Origin of the sequence: Mucilaginibacter sp. PPCGB 2223, from assembly GCF_001705515.1 — a bacterium.
GTDB lineage: Bacteria > Bacteroidota > Bacteroidia > Sphingobacteriales > Sphingobacteriaceae > Mucilaginibacter.
Window position 1 is genome coordinate 930,239 of the sequence record NZ_MDJS01000002.1, and the last position, 18,689, is coordinate 948,927.

18 protein-coding genes are annotated in these 18,689 nt (G+C 44.3%); 1 reads left to right on the forward strand and 17 read right to left on the reverse strand.

The window, feature by feature from the left end:
- Nucleotides 1-13: 13 nt before the first annotated feature.
- A complete protein-coding gene (locus tag BEL04_RS14495; protein WP_066005102.1) occupies nt 14-1,138 on the reverse strand; it encodes a GAF domain-containing protein in 1,125 nt (374 codons plus the stop codon).
- A gap of 254 nt (nt 1,139-1,392) precedes the next feature.
- Here BEL04_RS14495 and BEL04_RS24765 point away from each other — a divergent pair, with 254 nt between their 5' ends.
- On the forward strand, nt 1,393-2,403 hold the full coding sequence (locus BEL04_RS24765) for an acyltransferase (protein WP_066005103.1): 1,011 nt from the start codon (nt 1,393-1,395) through the stop codon (nt 2,401-2,403).
- Here BEL04_RS24765 and BEL04_RS14505 read toward each other — a convergent pair.
- The 16 genes from BEL04_RS14505 to BEL04_RS14585 form a co-directional block, all read right to left on the reverse strand.
- Entirely contained in the window at nt 2,395-2,895 is a 501-nt protein-coding gene (locus tag BEL04_RS14505) for a hypothetical protein (RefSeq protein ID WP_066005104.1), read from the reverse strand. The genes BEL04_RS24765 and BEL04_RS14505 overlap by 9 nt on opposite strands.
- A 24-nt stretch (nt 2,896-2,919) precedes the next feature.
- The gene (locus tag BEL04_RS14510; RefSeq protein WP_066005105.1) at nt 2,920-3,171 is read right to left on the reverse strand and encodes a hypothetical protein; all 252 of its coding nucleotides are present in this window, start codon (nt 3,169-3,171) and stop codon (nt 2,920-2,922) included.
- Nucleotides 3,168-3,557 carry a M15 family metallopeptidase gene (locus BEL04_RS14515; RefSeq protein ID WP_066005107.1) on the reverse strand — a complete coding sequence of 130 codons (390 nt, stop codon included), beginning with the start codon at nt 3,555-3,557 and terminating at the stop codon, nt 3,168-3,170. The genes BEL04_RS14510 and BEL04_RS14515 overlap by 4 nt, the downstream gene beginning before the upstream one ends.
- A gap of 31 nt (nt 3,558-3,588) precedes the next feature.
- On the reverse strand, nt 3,589-3,948 hold the full coding sequence (locus tag BEL04_RS14520; protein ID WP_066005109.1) for a hypothetical protein: 360 nt from the start codon (nt 3,946-3,948) through the stop codon (nt 3,589-3,591).
- A 34-nt stretch (nt 3,949-3,982) separates the two neighbouring features.
- Entirely contained in the window at nt 3,983-6,856 is a 2,874-nt protein-coding gene (locus tag BEL04_RS14525; RefSeq protein WP_066005111.1) for a LamG domain-containing protein, read from the reverse strand.
- A 1-nt stretch (nt 6,857) separates the two neighbouring features.
- Nucleotides 6,858-8,003, reverse strand: a complete 1,146-nt coding sequence (locus tag BEL04_RS14530) for a hypothetical protein (RefSeq protein WP_066005112.1) — start codon at nt 8,001-8,003, stop codon at nt 6,858-6,860.
- 17 nt (nt 8,004-8,020) lie between these two features.
- Complete coding sequence (locus tag BEL04_RS14535; RefSeq protein ID WP_139113050.1) at nt 8,021-8,689, reverse strand: hypothetical protein; 669 nt, start codon at nt 8,687-8,689, stop codon at nt 8,021-8,023.
- A gap of 140 nt (nt 8,690-8,829) precedes the next feature.
- Complete coding sequence (locus tag BEL04_RS14540; RefSeq protein WP_066005116.1) at nt 8,830-10,080, reverse strand: hypothetical protein; 1,251 nt, start codon at nt 10,078-10,080, stop codon at nt 8,830-8,832.
- 63 nt (nt 10,081-10,143) lie between these two features.
- Nucleotides 10,144-10,668 carry a hypothetical protein gene (locus BEL04_RS14545; protein ID WP_175404085.1) on the reverse strand — a complete coding sequence of 175 codons (525 nt, stop codon included), beginning with the start codon at nt 10,666-10,668 and terminating at the stop codon, nt 10,144-10,146.
- 137 nt (nt 10,669-10,805) lie between these two features.
- Nucleotides 10,806-11,378 carry a hypothetical protein gene (locus BEL04_RS14550; protein WP_066005121.1) on the reverse strand — a complete coding sequence of 191 codons (573 nt, stop codon included), beginning with the start codon at nt 11,376-11,378 and terminating at the stop codon, nt 10,806-10,808.
- Between the two features lie 135 nt (nt 11,379-11,513).
- A complete protein-coding gene (locus BEL04_RS14555) occupies nt 11,514-12,587 on the reverse strand; it encodes a hypothetical protein (protein WP_066005122.1) in 1,074 nt (357 codons plus the stop codon).
- Nucleotides 12,588-12,701: 114 nt separating this feature from the next.
- Nucleotides 12,702-13,880 carry a head maturation protease, ClpP-related gene (locus BEL04_RS14560; protein WP_066005123.1) on the reverse strand — a complete coding sequence of 393 codons (1,179 nt, stop codon included), beginning with the start codon at nt 13,878-13,880 and terminating at the stop codon, nt 12,702-12,704.
- Between the two features lie 188 nt (nt 13,881-14,068).
- Complete coding sequence (locus tag BEL04_RS14565) at nt 14,069-14,464, reverse strand: hypothetical protein (protein WP_066005125.1); 396 nt, start codon at nt 14,462-14,464, stop codon at nt 14,069-14,071.
- Between the two features lie 145 nt (nt 14,465-14,609).
- Nucleotides 14,610-15,104 (reverse strand): hypothetical protein, encoded by a 495-nt coding sequence (locus BEL04_RS14570; RefSeq protein WP_066005128.1) that lies wholly within the window; start codon nt 15,102-15,104, stop codon nt 14,610-14,612.
- 263 nt (nt 15,105-15,367) lie between these two features.
- Nucleotides 15,368-15,862, reverse strand: coding sequence for a hypothetical protein (locus BEL04_RS14580; RefSeq protein ID WP_066005133.1), 495 nt, complete (start codon nt 15,860-15,862; stop codon nt 15,368-15,370).
- A gap of 70 nt (nt 15,863-15,932) precedes the next feature.
- On the reverse strand, nt 15,933-18,635 hold the full coding sequence (locus tag BEL04_RS14585) for a hypothetical protein (RefSeq protein ID WP_066005135.1): 2,703 nt from the start codon (nt 18,633-18,635) through the stop codon (nt 15,933-15,935).
- Nucleotides 18,636-18,689: the final 54 nt, after the last annotated feature.

Below are 18,689 nucleotides of genomic sequence, written 5' to 3' on the forward strand. Positions count from 1 at the left end.
TAAATATCGGCGCTTAAACATCGAGTGTGATGTTGTTTACATCATTGATTACTTCGTGTATCTTGGTATCAAGTTTATTAACAACTGTTTCCATCATTTTCAGGTATTCGGGCGGGGCGCTGTAGTTTTCTTCTTTAATCAGATTCATCAGGCCCATGATCGAGGTAAGCGGCCCTCTGTACTCGTGTGCCTGTATGTAGGCAATCTTAAGGAGCGATTGGTTTTGCTCCAATATCTTTTGCTCGTATAGCTTACGGTCGGTAACGTTACGTATCAAGTACGATACGCCGATGATCTCATTATCGTTATTGAAAGCTGGTTCAAAAGACGCCTCCCACCAAACGCGGCCCAGTTCCGGATAATCAGTATGCCCCTGTTCATAGCTTTTTTCGCCGGCAAGGCATAAGGTATAGTTAACCAAAAAGGTTTCTTTAAAATCGGGTTCGATGTACTGTACAAATTCACAACCGCGCACCAGCTTGGTTTGATAGGCTTTTTTTACAAAACGATAAGCTGTTTTATTGTAATCGAGCAATTCGCCTCTTTTGCCAAGTAAAACGTGGAAGTTTACCGAGCTTTCAAAAAACGAGCGGAGTTTTATCTCGGCCTCGTCTATCGTTCGTCTCTGTTCCTCCAGTTCTTTTTGATGCAGGGCCAGCAACTGCTGGCTCAGTTTGAGCTCCATGATATTAAGAGCCTGCTTCGACAACATTTTCAGCATCATCTGCTGATATTTGTTTAAAATATGTGGTTTTTGATCAACTACACACAAAGTGCCCAGTCGGTGGCCCTCGGTAGTTATCAATGGAGCGCCGGCATAGAAGCGCAGGTTGGGCTCGTTCACTACAAGCGGGTTATTAACAAGCCGCGGGTCGCGCAAGGTATCCGGGACCAGCATCAACTCGTCACTTTGGATCGCGTAATTGCAAAAAGAGGTTTCGCGGGGTAGTTTTTCGTGCTCAATGCCCGTCCGCACCTTTAACCATTGCGATTGTTCGTCGAGCAAAGTAATAGCTGCGGTAGGCGTATCGCAAATATCGGCAGCCATGGATATCAATTCCCTAAGATCGGCATCCATTTGCAGATCAAAACTTGTAAATTTCTGTACAGCCAGAAGTCGCGGGTGCTCGCTTGTCATACCTGATTTAAATCCCCACACCGATTAGAAAGTGTCATTCGTAAATATATCAAAAAAGAAAATTTAATTTAACCGGTTTTGCAAATAATTGCTTAAATAATTGCAATTGCTTCAAGACTATTGCACAAAAGGTAAAAAAGCCTGGAGTTATTTAAAGAAATGTAAAATGCGATTCAATCGATAGTCTTAAATTTGGATTTTGACAAAGCGAATCATTGCAGCAATAACTATTATACTTCTTATATATTTACAGAATGAAAAATCGTTTTTTAGAATTAGATTGCCTTAGGGGTGTGGCTGCACTTTTAGTCGTCTTCTTTCATGTTTTTGGTGACACCTTATCTATCTTTCGAGTGGGAATTACAGGGGTGGACCTTTTTTTTATTATCAGCGGTTTTGTTATTTTTTTAAGCATAAGCAACGTCTCTAAAGGAAGAGAATTTGTCATAAACAGAGTTTCCAGGCTATATCCCACGTATTGGACATGTGTAACTATTACCTTTACATTGATGTGTATAGGAGATATCACACATAAGCATTCTATACATATTAAGACCTATTTGGCAAATATGACTATGTTTCAATATTATCTTGGCAAACCAGATTTAGATGGGCCATATTGGACAATGATTATTGAAATGATATTTTACATTTTTATTTTAATTCTATTTAAAACGAAGCTACTAAAGCGAGTTATTGAGATTGGAGTCGGAGTTAATGTGCTATTAATAGCCAATTTTTTCATGAGCCTAAAAGGTATACCTTTTCTAAATACACATTATTTGCCAATGCTCAATTTTTTTCCACTCTTTATTGCTGGTATTGTCTTTTATAAAATTTACTACGATCAAAAAAGCTTTCTAAATAATTATTTGATCTTAATTATTTGCTTTCTTACTCAAATAGCCTTATATAATTTAACACGATCAGCGGGGCACGTGTCGCATATTACTTACATAATTATGCTTGTCATATACTTTACGTTATTTATTTTATTCGTCAACCAAAAATTAAAGCTTATTATCTATAAGCCCATTTTATTTTTAGGTAAAATCTCATTTCCAATTTACTTGATTCACCAATATTTATTATTGTCCATGATAATCCCTTTCTTGATTAAATATTGTGAAATGAATTATTATGTTTCAGCTAGTATAGGGATTGTATTAGTAATACTGATTGCTTCATTAATACATAGATATATAGAGGTTCCTGTAGGACATAAGCTTAAATCATTTCAAAAAAAAATATTCTATCTACAGTGATTTTGGTGGTTTAATATAAATCAAGATAGTTAAAACTATAATAATGATCACGATGTAGAACCAAAATCTACTACTTTTTACTATTGTTTGTTTACTTTTTTCCTGCAGATTAGTGCTGTTTTGCTGCTGGGTGCTGTCGTTCGAGACGCTGTGAGTTATTTCGGCTCTACTTTGTTGCATAGCCTGATTGATGGTTTGTGTAGACGCCGAGCGACTTGTGATGATTAGTTTACGGGCGCGACCTATATAATTGCCGTTTACAATTTGGATAATTCCTGTATCTGGAGTGATCTGGATAGCCAGGCTATCAGTTCGGAGTTTTTGACCGGTGATATGTGTTATTGTTTGGGCAGTGTCTGTACGCAATGTGCTAACTCTCTGTACTTCGGTTTTGACCGATTGACTTGACATAGCCGTTTTGCTGGTACTTACCTGGCGGGTTTTGCAGGCACATAGCAATAGCAGGGCTATTAATATACTGTAGTTTTTCATGAAAGATAAAGTGTTGTAAGTGAATTATTGCTCTTTTACATTCACGACCTGCGGAGTGAATGAAGCATGGTGGATTTCTATATTGTCCAGGCGGCGGTCGAGTTGGCGGATCTGAATTTTTAATATCTCGATCTGGGTGCTTAATTGCTGATTGTCGTTTTTTAAGCTGAAGTAGCTGGTCATGATGCCGGCGGTGGCAGTGATTGAAAAAGCGACAAGCAGATATAAAACTTTTAGCGTAATGCCACGGATTTCGCGGCTTTCGATGGCTGTCATATTCGCACGTAAGTTGTTCGGGGAATGAATTGGTTTGTATTGTGCAGGGCCAGCAGATCCCGCCAGTTGTAGCCGAATCTCATTTCCAGATGCGGATAGTCCTTAAAACTACCGGCAAAATCGCCACCCCAGGTAAACCCGTGTTTTTTGAAGATGTTTACCACCGTCATCCAATTGGGATGATGTTCATCCCAATTGGTTTGGCCGTCGACCACCAACGCGAAATCGATCGCGAGGCCATAATTATGATATGATGATCCCGACTGAGCATTGGTCACTATTGCGCCGGGTGCCGTACGTCCCTGGGCATATAGTTTATCGCTTTCGGCAAATGAGCGGTAACCCTCGGTAATTATTGGGTGAACACCGGCTGGTGTATTTTTCACAGCTTCCTGATAGGCTTGCAAAGCGATTTGCCTAAGCCGGGGATGAAGTGTTTGTATTTGGGCTATTGAGTTGTCCATCTTTTGGTGTTTTAAAGTCGTTTGAATTTGTTATTGAAGCTGCGGTGGATTGGCTTGCGGTTGGTGCTGTTCCGGCTTCATCGAATTTTTTTATCGTGTCTTCAGTAAATTGAATGATCAGTGCCATACCGGCACATAATGCAGAGGCGTAACCTGCTATTGTTGCAATTATGGAAAGCTTACCAGGCCATGTGATTTGCGATATCGCCAGGAATGTTGTTACCGCACCGCTGAGAGCAATTTGTAGTTTCCTCTCAAAATTTGGCACAGCGCTTTTGAAACGAGCGCTTGCCTCGTTAAAAAATTGTTTCATAAATAAAGAATGTAAAGGACGTGCTTGACGAGAATTAGTTAATTACCCACCAGTTTATTGTACTGGTATCTGAAGCACTATCCGAATTAATTACAAAGGACGTGTTTGCTGTAATGCTCGTTGACGGAACAGACAGACTGCCAATAGTTCCACCAGTTGTATTACGCGTAATAAAAATCTTACTACTTGCGGTAACTGCTGTTGTACTAATAGTTACTGTTCCGGCAACAAGAGTAGCCGTGCCAATACTTGCATTGGTACCTGTGGCTATCTTAAGTTTGTTACCCACAGATACAAGATTTAAATTACCGGATACCTGAAGCTGATCCACTGTATTGTCCGCAGAGGTTCCCAGTAACGTCCGGCCCTGTACGAGCAAACCGTTTGATGGAGCTGCATTATTTGTAATATAAGTAGAGCCGATCGTGAGATTGCTCACATCGAGGGCAGATGATGCTATGGCATTTGTATTGGTATTAATTGGATTGATCAATACTTTTCCCGAAAAATCCTGAATTAAAGGCCAGTAATTATTAATAAATGTTTTAACAGATCTTCCTTGTTGTATATTGCCGCATAATACATCACCGGTTTTGACTTGTCCGCGTTCGCCGGCAATTGCACCGTCTAAAACTTCCAGGTAAGTAGTTGAGGATGTTGTGGCACCCTGGGATATAGCCCCATTGCCAGGACCTTGCCAGATGGGCCCATTATTTAAGGTGGCCGCGTACTGCGTTGTATTGGGGTTATTATCCGCTACAGTAGTTCCTGACGCGTCTTGAAATTGATAACTGCGTATAAGATTTGTTGTTGGTGGTGTATTTGTAAAGTTGCCACTATTCCAAATATTTCCACGATCTGTGGAAGAAAGCACACTTGAATATATTAAACATTGAGCAATTTGACCAGTGAAATAATAGCCATTGCCTGCATATACGCCCATTCCTATGCGGACAATGTCGCTATTCATTATACAATTGTTACTTAGGTTTGAGCTTGTACCTACAAGGGAATTATCCACATAACAACTAAGTATTCTACTTGAGGCTGAATAAGTAACTATCCAAAGATGCCAGTTGCCGTCATTAATTGTTTTAGTTCCTGTATACGAGGATCCACCGCTTTGACCAAATTCTACAGCATTTCCACTAAAACCCCCTAGTACAGCAAATCCGGTGCTGTATGCAAGCCTAAAAAAGCCACCTGTAGTTTGCGTGGTCTTAAGGAGCACTGATACTGAAAAGTCAACGTTTACCCCACTAAAGTTAGTCGTCGGGATATCAACGTACTGGCTATTTGCTGCATTCAAACTCAAACATCCTCCCAATCCCGAGGCTTGCAGTACTTTGGCTTTAAAATCGATAGTATTTGTCCCCGGCACGTTTTTTATAGTACCATTTGGCCCGTCAACGGCTGATACATCGGGTGCAATTCCAATTACGCTCCATGTGTCTGTGGCTTCCTTAAACAACAGAGCTTCGTTGTATTGTACATCTATAACCTGTGTATAACCATGAACGGTCACACCGGAAGCCCCTACTATTGAAGTATTACCCACACCAGCCATTTGTACGCGGATAGTTGTACCAACCAAAAATGCTACTGTTGCATTTGTGGGAATGGTTACCACATTTGCCGAAGCGTTCGACATCCTGATCTTTTTATTTGCGTCGGTAAGTGCCAATGTGTACGTTGTGCCTGTCTGATCGTTAAACGAAACAAGCTTATCGGCCCTGACCGCAGCGGTAGTAGGATACTTATTATTATCGACTATAGTAAAATCAGTTGCTTTATTATTTTGTGTTTCAACAGCGTTGCCGCCAGACTGTAGCCCACCGGTGAAGTTCCATGCGCCAGCAATCGTGGCCGCCTGGGTTTTAATCCATGTCCACCAGCCGGCTAAAATTGACGGCACAATGAATTTTGATGCTTCAGTCCCGGCTTGTGCATCTGTCAATGTTGCCGCGCTATTAGCTGTTGCGCCGGATGCAATGCTGTTTAATTTAGTTTGGTCGGTAGAAGAGATCAACCCGTATCCTGACACCGTGTCAACCTTTGCACCTAAAGCGGCTGCCAAAGCTCCGTTATCGGTTGGCGAGCCGCCCAGCCCTGCAAAAGTACCTGCAGGGATATTGGCGGTCAGTGTCCATGCGGTGTGATCGCTATCCCAGATATATTCCTGGTCATTAGGTGAGCCGGTTACAATAGCATAGTCGCCATCAGCACCTGTTGGTATTGCAGTTTGCAAAGCCGACAAGCTTGCATACTTGCCCCGATAATGATTTGCGGCCGCTACTGCGGTGGCTACATTGGCTGTTGTTGCCAGTTTTCCACCATTACCATTAACTGTACCATCACCTAAAACTTCAAAGCCCTTGGAGGCATTTGTATGTACTTCAAAACTTTTGTTAGCCTTAACATCAATTACGAGGTCGTGAGCCTCACTTAACCCTAATATAGCCTTACTGCTACCGATACTTACAGTAGCACTCGCACCGGAATCAGCAAACTCCAGACCTCCATTGTTGGTTACGTCCATTCCACCGATCTTTACTTTACCTGATACTCCTAAATTGCTAACGCCCATACCTGAAGGGCCTGTGACAGAAAGCGTACTGGTAGTTACATCTGAAATTGTCAGACTATCTGTAACGCCTAACCCAACGGCACCAGCTGTTAAAATTGGTTGCAAATCACTGTCGGCAATGTGAGTTGCATCGGGCCACCAATGTTCCACTATTTTGCCGCTTATATATACGCCCACTGTTTTACCCGGGCGAATGCTTGATGGTACCCCCGCTTTAGCGGCCGCAAGATCCGCCCATGCTTCGTTATCGCCACCGTAGTAATAATCAACATTTCCCTTTTGGGTACGTTTATGCGCGCCCGCTATTTCTAAATTTGCCATGTTATGCTATGGTTATATTATGTCTGTGATTTGATGAGTAGGGTACACTCTGGCTCATGCTCCAGATAGTATAAGCTACAGCTGTGCCTGCGGCATCGTTTACCGAAATGGAGGCCGAAGTGTATTGAGATGTGATATCGAGGTTTAATGCATCCTGATCGATGACGCTTACCAATGTTTTGCCCGGAGGGAGTACCACACAAAATTTGGTAAATGTACTGCCGGTATTTAAGGTAAAAGTGTTGCCCGAATTACTGAAGCGGGTATTACCCAAAGCCCTGGCGCTGGCGCTATTGGTGGGGAAGCTGCTCACCGCATCATAAAACACTTTGTAAAATCCCTGATAGCTTAGGTTACTGCTGTTTACGCTACCTGCAGCTATGCGGCCTGTTGCATCAGCTATGCCTAAAATGTTGTTTTTTACTGCTCCCTGCCCAAATGTGACCGAGCTTTGATAAGTAACAGGAGTTGCCGATACCACAACGCCAGAGTCGGTATACGGAGATGTGGTGGCTATCTGCGTTCCGTTCTTTTTAATGCTTAATCCGGTTTGCGATCCACCGTCATTCTGGTTGTAAGTTGCCGTTAACGGGATGTTAATGGTTTGCCCGACCTCTAAACCGCCGGTACTTTGCGATGAGCTGATGCCCGCCGTTGGGTTTACATAGGTTGGATGCGGTATAAGAGCCGCGCTTAATGCACTTACCTGGCTTTGCAAATTGGCATCGGCGTTGGTGCGTATGACAGATTCGGTGCTTATAGCCGTATCGCGTGCTGATAGCTCGGCAGCCAGGGATGCATTATCTGCAGCGTTACCGCCTAACAGTGCGAAGGTGCTGGCCGGTACGTTTTCGGTTTTAACCCAGGCATTGTGGTCGCTATCCCAAATGTATTCTTCATCGTTTGGCGAGGCGGTTACAACAGCGTAGTTGCCATCGGCACCAGCTGGTAAATACGATTGTAATGCAACTAATGATGCGAATTTACCAATGAAGTTTGGTGCGCCTGCGCCTGTTGCCAGGGCTAATATATTAGCCAGTTTGGCCTTTTTTGTTTGTGCCGAGCCAGGCGTAACAATGGCAACATAATCGGCAATGGTAACGCCGATATCTTCGGGCAGGTTGGATATGGTTGAGTTTTGCGGCATATGGTGAGGTATGATTATTATCTGATAAGATATTTTTTCTGATCGTGCAGATAGGTATTGCCTTTAATGGCAGACAGGCGCGTACCGGTACGTTTGCCATCGCGTTTAAAGGCATCTCCCGGCCGGCCCTGGTATTCGCCTGTTATGTATTTGCCAAAGTACCCGGCGTTATCGGCCATGAAATCTTCGGTACCTGTAAAAAAGGCGTTGGCATCAGCTTCGGCGCGGCTGGCTACGGCTTGTATCTCCTTGTCGGAAACCTGGGTTGCAAAATCGACGGTCTTTTTTACAAAACCCGATTGAGTTGAGCGCACATTATCGCTGCGCACAAAACGGGCGTAGCTCAGGTAAACCAAAACGGGCTTTAAGCCGGCATATATTTTAGTTGTGGTCGATCTGTCGGGCCAGGTGTAAGTGTAACCGCAGCCGGTGAGCAGTTTCTGAAACCACTGCTCGTCGGTAGTTGGTGTATAAGTTGTCGAAGCAGCATCGGCAGCAGCCACCCCCGCATTGTAGCTCGCAATATTGGCCATCATATCAAAATACAGACGCTTGCCAAGCAGGTTGCTCAGGTCGATACGCTGGGCCTCGAGTATAAAGGGTTCGAGGCGTTTACTATCGTCCATATTTACCGTCAGGTTGCGATAAGGAATAAAATCGGATTTTGTGATGAGTAGTGGTTCCATTTTTTGTTTAGTTGTGAGTTGCGAGTTGTCAGTTGTGAGTTATAGGTTTTTAGTCTTTATCGAGGTGTCCCGTTAGCTATTAGCATCAGAAAACACAATACCTGAGAAACAACCGACAACCCGCAACAGATAACTGACAACTATTGTGGAAATATTTTAAGCGCGTCTTCTGCATCAACTCCGTATAAAATGGTGAGGATATTGCGCTTACTGTCGTTGGTGATATACTGGTTATTGAGCAGTTGTACCAGGCTTTGCGGCGGGTCGGCTTTGCTGAGTTTAAACTCGATAGGTGTAATAGCGTAGTTATCGCTCGGGTTTATGCTTTGGTAGAAACCTTGTCCGATCTGTCTAAATACGCTTTCGAGTAAAATGCGCTCTTCGATGGTTACCATGTTGTAATACATCGTGGCATCACGGATTTGCTCCTGGTTAAAAAAACCTGCCGAACCATCGGTTACCGATAACAATACTTTTGGTATGAGCCAGTTACGGATGATCTTGTTAGTGATCTTGGTATCGGTATACTCAAAAACGGCATCGTTGGCGTTGTTGTTAATGGCAATCAGTTCGGGTACTTCTTCGTCCTTCTCCACATCAACCACAATAATATCCGCACCTTCAGGACCAATAAACTCCTGCAGGCCTTGTTCAAAATCATCGCGATCCTCATCATCGGCAAATTTGCCTTTATGCACCATCATCGTTTTGGCGCTGAAGTTGTTTTGCAGGTTTGCGGTGGTGCGGATATCGGATTGTATTTCGGAGTATAGGCTCTCCAAAACCGCATCGCAGGATGCCAGCGGATAACTATGCTCATCTAAACTTACATATAATAGCTGCCCTTTGTACTGGCCCCAGCCGCCTACGCTTTCAACCTGCTGGGCTATGGCATCAACCGAAAGGTTAAAGGCATGAAACCAGGTGATGAGATCGGTGCGGATGTTGTTACGTTTTTCGCGGCTCCAATCGGCATAGGTAGCAAAATCGAAACCCGACTCGTTTTTGCGGTTTTCGGATGCCATGCGCACATGCTCAAACGGTACGTGAAAAACTTCGGTTATTTTGGCCGCCGCGTTAACGTTTATATGGAGCGCAAATCCGCGAAAGCGTGCCAAATCCTTTTTTACCAATGCCAGCACCTTATCCATAGTTTGGTTTTCGCTGTTGGCAATAGCCTGGTAAAAATCAACATCGGCAAAGCCCGAACCACCGATAAAGCGGCTGTAGGTATCAACACAGGTACGGGCCGTTGGTGCAGAGTTGGTTAACGAGTAAATCCGTTGTGGGTAAGCATTATCCTCGTCGAAACTGACAATGCCATAGGTGCGGTTTTCGCGCTGGGTTATCCGTTGTGTAGTATCGCGCCGGTTGCTGGTTAATAAACGCATTTGTTATTAGGTTTAGTCCGGAAGGCGGCAAAGTGCGTCGAACCGGATTGTGTTTGTTAAATATTACTGAGTGTCGGCTGTGGTTTTAGCGTCTTCTTCAGCCGGGGGCATGGCATCGAGTATTGCATTCCGGCTTTTTACTTTTGGCTTTTCGTCTTTGTCGGGATACCTGTCGAAATGTTTGATCAGAGCTGGGTGTGCATCAAGCAATTTTTCCGCCGCTTCGTCGGTAAGGTTATCGTTGGTTAACGCATCGCCGCCAAAAGCGGTTTGTAGTACGCGGTCGGGTTTTAGCAGGTATTTGCGGTTGGTTATCGTCATGATGTCTGGGTTGTTTGATGGATTATTTTGCTGTTGCAGGTACAGGTATTTTTGTATCCTGAAAAAGGCCTTTTGATAACAATTGCCACATCCTTTTTGAATAGTCTCATTAAACAGATCCATATAAACCTGGTTTAGCAACACAATAGCAGCAGGTTGTTTTTGAGCTATCTGCGCCGAAAGGGAAAGTAACAGATTAACTCCTTTTAAATCCACTCTGGAAGTGGAAATTGGTTCATTATTTACAGAGGGAGTATATGTGCTCATTTTGATGTGGTTGTTTGCCGCCGGTGGTCCCCGTCCTGATGGGATGCGATATGATTTTTATGGGAATACGCCCTGCTCCTCAAAAGCAGGAGGGGAAACCTTGGCGGCGTAGTAGTTAGTTATCGCAAGGGTGGCTATTATGCTGTTATCAGCGCAAGCAAAGCTGCTTTGGTTGTAGGATAGTCAGTATCGAACAAGGTAGCCGGCATGTGTGGTTCCTTAAAGTTGGCCGGCGATGTAAGGTTAACTACATATGCGCCTTCGGAGTTGGCATCGTTAGGATCGGCAGTTAAGGTTGTTAACTCGAGGCCCAGGTCGGTACCGAAGATTTCAAAGGCCGAATCGCCTGATTTGTGAATGTTTTCGATAACGGCAACCACACGGTTGGTACCTAATTTTTCGATCTCGGCTTTCACAGCCGAGCCTTTGGCGAAGATGACAAAATCGACAGCGTGATCGAAACGTGCACTGTAATCCTTTTTAACAAAGGTAGCTTTGGGTTTAACCGAGGTATTGTACCCTTCGTAACGGAAGCCTTTGGCTCCGGTTGCCAGCGTGATATCGGTAATAATTTGTGGGTTGGTGGTATCCCTTACGTAAGCGGTAATATCGCTACGGTTAAAGAGGTATACTACTGCTTCAACGCCGCCTATAACGGGGTTGCTGCAATCATAAAGCATGTTTTGGGCTATTTTTCCGCAGATGGCCATAATTGTTTTTTGTTTTTTTAGTCCGGAAGACCGAAAGTCGGCAAGACCGGAAGTGATTTTTAATTGAGATTGTTATGTTAATTGTAGTCCGAAGGAGCGTGTCTGCTGACTTTTCGTCTTTCGGACTTGCCGACTTTAATAAGCTACCATAGTAAGGTAGTCTTCGGCAATTTTCGCATCGAGGTTAAAGCCGTAATCGACACAGTATTTTTTTGACTTTTTATCGTAGAACGGTTCGAGCTCGCTCAGATTGCTGGTTTCTTCGGTACCGATTTGCAGATTGCCTTTTGTAGTGAACAGGATACGGTGCGGCTGGTTCCATTTGGTGCCGTTGCTTTCGTAAGCTTTGATGTGGCGATCCAAGAACTGGAACGGTATTACATCGATACCATCAACCTTAAAGGTATCGATACCGCTTTCGGTGCGCTCGTAAGCCAGCTCGATGTTGTTTACTGCTTTGCGCTCGCGGGCGTATTGATCAACTACCGACTGGGTGGCAATGATCACCTTATCTTTAGCGCCGCGTAAACGCAGGTCGGCGCCGTATATCATGTTTTGAAAGATGTTGGTAACCAGGTTGTTTGATGTATCGGTTGAGGTAAAGGCCTGGGCCGCAAAGCTTGTGCCTGCGTTGTTGGGTATAGCTACTTTTTTGGTAGCATCGTTAGCAACTATACCTTTTGCCTGTGCCCAAAAGCCGTTGAACACATTGAAGTATGCCGGATCGACACTGTTTGAAAGGTAACCACCGTTGGTTGCAATGTCTGCAGCGGTATCGCCTAACCAGGCAAAACGCAGGGCGGTTTCGTAGGCGGCTAATGAGAAGCGCTCTTCGAGGAACAGGGCAAAATCGGTATTGGTAAGGTCGGGTTTTTGGACGCCGTTTTTCAACCCCCATACAAAAAAGGTTTGTAACAGATCGGTAAAACATTCTTCGATGCGGTCGCCAATGTATTTGGGGTCCCAGAATTTTTCGACGGCAGGCACCGTTGCTGTGGTGGCTGTAATATCGCAGCTGGTTTGCGCTTTACCGGTTAACCCGAACTGACCTAAGTATATCATTTGTTGTTTAGCCTTGATGCCGTTTACAACGGTGTGAAACTGGTCGATAGTCGGGTTTTGAAAAACTGCCTGGTAGAACGCCTCGCGCAAGCTCATTACTTCTTTACCGTCGAAGCTAACGGTTGATAAATTGATGTTTGATGGCATGTGGTTGTGGTTAATGTGTTATTAAGTTATTGGGTTGTTAGTCCGGAAGTCCGAAAGACGGAAAGTCCGGAAGAAAGATTTTGTGCAATTGATTTGACTTCCGGTCTTTCCGACTTATGTGGACTTTCCGACTTTCTTAGCTTTCAGCTCGGTGCGGCGGGCTTCCATTTTGTCGGCCAGATCGGGTGCAGAGGTTCGGTTGCCGCCCGATGCACGGTTGAATTTGTTTTCGCGCTTATCGGGCCTGTAGCTCGATTTGGCTAACTGCAATGCTTTTGAAGCGCTGTTCATTACGGTTTCGCTTTCGGCCAGGGCATTTTCGAGTTCCAGTTTTTCGGCTTGTAATGAGGCCAGCTTTTTGCGTAACGATGCTAGCACAGCTTTGCCCGATGGATCGTCATTGGTGGTTGTGGTATCGCTTGGCTGGGTGATATCGGTGGCCTGGCCGTTGGCTACGGTAATAACGGTGCCGTCCTCAAATTCGTAATCGCCATCTGGCGCAGGTATGGTCATGGCTTCGTCGCTGAAAACCGGGGTACCTTCGGCCAGTCCGCCTTCAAAATACAGGTCGCCTGCGTTACCGGCAAGGGTTTTATTGGCTGCGTGGAGTTCGGAACCATCGCTGGTAAAATCTTTAACCAGGTTTTTAAGACCCGAAATGAGCTGATTAAAGCGTGTTTTTTTGGTTTTGTCCATATGTTTATTGTTTTGTTGGGTTACTTGGTATGGGTTATGCAGGTGGTTGCGGTAAATGGCCATAGCCCTGGCGGTATCGATAATGCCGGTTGCGAATTTGAGGTCGACGGCGAGCTGAGGGCTCATCATTTTTTCGGCGTTCATGTAGCTTTGGAGCAATTGTGTGCTGGCGCCGGTACGCTGTTTGTAAAAGTTGAGCAGGCGGGCCTGCTCGTCCTGCAGTTCGTTGGCGTATTGTAAAAAGTAAGCGGCATCGCCCTCGGCGGCTCCCCAGGGGTTGTGGATAAGGAAACGGCTGTTTTCGGTGAGTTTGCGCTCGGTGCCGGCCATAAAAATTACAGTGGCGATAGAGCAGCACAACCCCTCAACAACGGTGGTTATGGGTTTCCGGGTGGCGACTAAAAAGTCGTGGATGGCGAAGCCTTCGAAAACGGAACCACCGTTGGAGTGGATGTGTACCACGATGTCGTCGCAGGAGCTGTTAGAGGTGTACGCATCCTTTACTGAGGTTAAGGACACAGCGCCTGACTGGCCAAGGCTGGGGGCCTGCTGACTGACAATATCGCCGTAGATGTATAGATGACAGGTGTTGGGCATGGTTATTAAGTTTAAAGTCAAAAGTTAAAATTCAAAAAAAGCAAGCTGCTGATAATGTGTATGTACAGATGGAGTGTTGTTTAGCTACTTGCTCTTGTGTTTGTTTTTATTACTTCTATTGCTATTGTGATACAAATGTAAGCAGTATTTGGGTGTTAGTTGTCTCACAGTTTTAAGACAACCTGATTTTACTGCTTTTCGCCTTTAATACCTTTAATGATCTTGATGGAACGCCAAACCGTGGCCCTGGATACCTCAAACGCTATTTCGGCATCTAAAACGACGCTGTTTACACTTTTGCCGCCTGCCTTTACGCGTGCATCTATATACATATAAATTTCGAGGTACATAAAAACCTTGGGCGACATGAGGCCGTTACGCACCATATGATTGAGCGTGCCGTTGTTTTTGAGCTGGATGAGCAGATCGAACATAGCGATTGAGAGATACTTTGTTTGTTGCTGATTTAATAATTGGCTTTCGACCTCTAAGTTCTGCCGGATGGCAGTTTCGTTTGTTTGGGACAGCTTGTATTTAACCGTCTCTGAAGCATCCTGAAGAAATTTCAGGAGGAAAATGATCATTTATTACTTATATCACAAATGTAATAAAATGTAATAATGTATGCAAGGGATTTTTGAGAAAAAGTATCAAGTAATTAGTATCAAGTATCAAGTATCAAGATCAGTTTGGGAAACAGTCTTGGTTCTTGTGTCTTGAATCTTGCTTCTATTTTAAGTTAGCAATACAATTGGCGTAGGCCTGGAACTGGGTGGCGGTATCGTCGTTAACTTCGACATCGATATTGGCTATCTGAAAGATGGCTACTTTTTTAGTTTTAAAATATTCGAGCTTTTCGGGCGATACGATGAGCGTGGTTTCGTAGTTATAACCGGTTACTGAGTTTTCGTACTTATGATCGATTTTTTGTCCGAAAAACCGCAATGCCTTGCCATCGGTAAATTTGATGTAAAGGCCGGCTTCTTCGGATAGTTCCATTTGATGGGTATTGAAATTGATGGTAATGGTTTGCCCGGCAGATGTAACAACGCTTTTGATGATCATTTTATCGAAAGGGCTCTCGTAAGTATGTTTACCTGCTGCGGCATCGGTATCGCGGCTTATTTGTTTACAGTAATCGACAGCCGGTTCATCAGCTGTTTGGGCCCTGGTTAAGGTTGCCAGGCACAGGAATACCGCTATAAGCAAAAAGCTCTTTTTCATCGATCAGCAATCAAATTAATTGGACTTAAAGATATTAAAAAATATGTTTTAGCCAAAAAGACATCGTTAGAGCCATCGTTTATTACATTGCTGCCGTTAAATAATCCGCCTAAGGCATAACCATTGCCATTTGCTGTAGAATTGAATGCCCTACCGTCGCCCGCCATATTGATAGCCGATAAAATGGGCGCGAACATGGCGGTAGAACTGCATTGATGATAAGTTCGCCGTTGCTTAGTTTGGCGTTAATGCTATAGCTGGTGTTATTTTTTTATAGCCACAATACAATTTACATAAGCCATAAATTTTGTAGCATCTGCATCGCTTACATCTATATCAATATTGCCCAGTGTGATTTTTTTTATTTTCTTCAGTTTAAAATCTATGAACTTTTCTGGAATATCTGGGGTAAAAAAGCTTTCAATTGCCATGAAGGTATATCCTACATCGGAGTTTTCGTATGAACAGTCTACTTTCACGCCTAAATCTTTCCAATAGGTGCCATCTGTAAACTGAACTATTATACCCACTGCGTTATAATTAGCGGTATGATTTCTTGCTTGAAAAATAAAATTTGTAAAAAAGCCAAATGTTCGTACACTTCGGTTTATATAGAAATAGCTATACGGACTGGAATATTGTATTTTATTTAAGGCTGAATCAACTGTTTTGGTTATGTCTTTACAATAATCTGTTTGTGCTTTAGCGAAACCTAAAGAGCCAAGTATTAAGGATGTTATAATTAATATTTTTTTCATAGAAGTGATTTTTTGATAAAAATAAAAAACATTCTGATAAAAGCAATGTGAAATACTAAAATAATTAGCTTTAAAAATTACTCATATTTTGCAGCATTACTTTGTTGTTTAGTGAGGCTTGCACGTCCTCTACTACCAAAATCTGTCTCGGCATGTTCGCGGCAATAGTACGTACCATATCGTTAGTTGCGCGAGTGGTTGCGAGATCGTTCGAACCATCGTTTAAGGTATTGCTGCCATTAAACAGGCCGCCCAAAGCATAGGCATGACCATTTGCAGACGAATTGAAGGACCGGCCACCTCCGGCTATGTTAATAGCAGATAAAATTGGCGCGAACATTTCGGTCGACCGTGCGTTAATAACTGATTCACCATGGCTTAGGCGGGCGTTTATGCTATCGCTGGTGCCAGTTCCCGGCCCCATTAAGTAGGCCCCATAGCCGTCAGATATGTATACGCCACCACGAGCGAAACCTTTGGGATTTGTGCTGTTTATGGTTGTTGCCTGTTTTATACCGTTGGCTATTGTACCAACAATTTCGGCAGCCCCAATAGCAATATCAATAGCCGCTTTTACCGGCCCGACTATCGGCCCGAAGTTGGCGATATCACCCGCTACTTGCGACCGCGTGGCTGTAAAGATTGATGACACCTGTTTTTCGGTGTTGATGGCGATCTCTGCGGCAGCTATGGCTTTCTGTGCGGCAAAGGCGGCTTTACTGGCTTGGGTATTTTTGCCAAAGAGGCCAGTAAGTGTGGAGAAATAGCCGGCATAATTTTGTGCTTTTCGGAGCAGTAATTTTTGTTCTTCGCTGGCAAGTTGTTGTTTGTCCTTTAAATACTGCGCATCAATTTTAGCAATTTCTTTGGCATCGCCCTGAGCATTAAAAAGATCGGCCTTGTGCTTGTCGTCTAAATATTTAGCCTGGGCCTGTAGTTTTAATTTGTAATTATTATTGGTTTTTGCAATATCAAGCTGGTCTTGCTTTAGTTGCGCATCGAAACGTTTATTCTGATCGTCTTTTTCTTGTTGCCGCTGTGCCTCGGCATGGGTTTTTGCTACCTGATTTTGTTGCTGATCATATCTTTCATTAATTATATCAATTTGAGTTTGGGTTAATTTTGTTTGCTGCAATTCAAATTGCCTGTCTTTTTCAATTTGCTGCTGCCTTAGCATGAAGATTGCATCGTGATCCTTTTCCACTGCTTTTATCGCCGCTTCCTGCTTCAAATCAAACAGTTCTTTCTGGTCGCGTAGCTCCTGGTTTTTAAGGGTGTCATCTTCGGCTTTGGGCGGTGGCGGGGCTGCCGGTTTCTTTTTATAGGCCGCTGTAGCGCTGCGCAATTGTTTACGTTTTTCGGCATCGGCTTTGCGCAACTCCAGTTTTTTGCCCAGGGCATCGCTCAAAGCTTTAACATCGTCGGCATAAATACGGCCCTTTTTTTCAAGGTCTTCCAGTTCGGCAGCACCACGGGTTTTTAACAGGTTAATTTCCTGCTGGGTAAGGCCACGTTTTATACCTACATCCTGTACGGCCAGATCGACCCCTTTGTCAATATTATCTTTATGCAGCTTAGCCTGTGCGGCTTCGAGCCGGGCAATTTCGGCAAGGGCGGCTTTGCGCTGGGCAACGGTGCCTGTTTGGGCTTTAACCTGCTGTTCGGCAATCTCGGCCGCTGTTTGTTTGGCTTTTAAAGCTTCGCCTTCTACGCTGCGGGCAAGTTCTTGCTGCTCGCCTTTTAGGTTTGCAGTGGCTTTGCCGGCATCCCAGATGGCTTTGCTGTATTCGCCAATTTTGGTAGTGGCGGTAACTATTTTATCGGTAGCATTGGTTACGCCGGTGCCCAGTTGTATAACACCATCGGCAAACTGTTTTAAGTTGCCGTGAACAAGCCCGTCGACAATAACGCCGAAGGCCTTAAAACGGTTTATCACGTTCTGCTCTAAAAAATCAACCAGGTCCTTCATGGCCTGTTTAGGATCGGTGAATAGTTTTTTGAGCGGCGATAGCAGATCCATCACAATACGCCCCAGTGCATTAAAGCCACCGGTTAGGCCTGCGGTAACACGCTCAACGGCATCAACTACCGGGGTAACCTGTTTTAAATAGTCGATCAGCGCGGCTACCGCAATAATAATTAAACCTATACCTGTACCGGCAAGCGCTTTGGTAAAAGTGCTTACACCGCCGCTGGCCGCCTCGGTGCCGGTGGTTAGGGCCTCAAAGCCTTTGGTTGCCTTGCCTGCATTGGTACTTAAGGTTTGGGCGTTGGTAGCGGCATCATCGCCATCTTTTTTTAGCAGGCCCAGGGCCGAGCCTACTTTGCCTGCACCTTCCTGCAAGGTTTTAAACTTTTCGGCAGTTTCGGCTATGGATTTGCCAAATGGGGTTACGCTTTCAACCGCTTTTAAAAAACTATTGGTATAATCGCTTACCGATTTGGTTGATTTGGCGGTATCGCCCTGCAGGCTATTGTGTTGCTTTGACAGATCGATGAGGCCGCCTTTGAGATTATTGGCCGCAGCAGTGCTATCGCTTAAACCTTTGGTATGCTCTTTTAAAGCATCGTTACTTTTTTTAGCGTCTTCGCCTGCTTTTTTGAGTTGCTCGCTCAGCTTATCGAAGGCATCGCCGCTATCTTTACCAGCTGCTTTGAGGTTATCGAGCTGCGATTTAAGATCGGCAACGGCGGCTTTGGCATTGTTTACGTTTTGGGTGAGCGCGGTAGTATCGATATCAATACTAAGGAGGGCTTTTTTGGTATCGTCCATTTTAGTTGTTCATTAGTTCATTAGTCATTGGTTTATTGGTGCACAGTTCAGAAA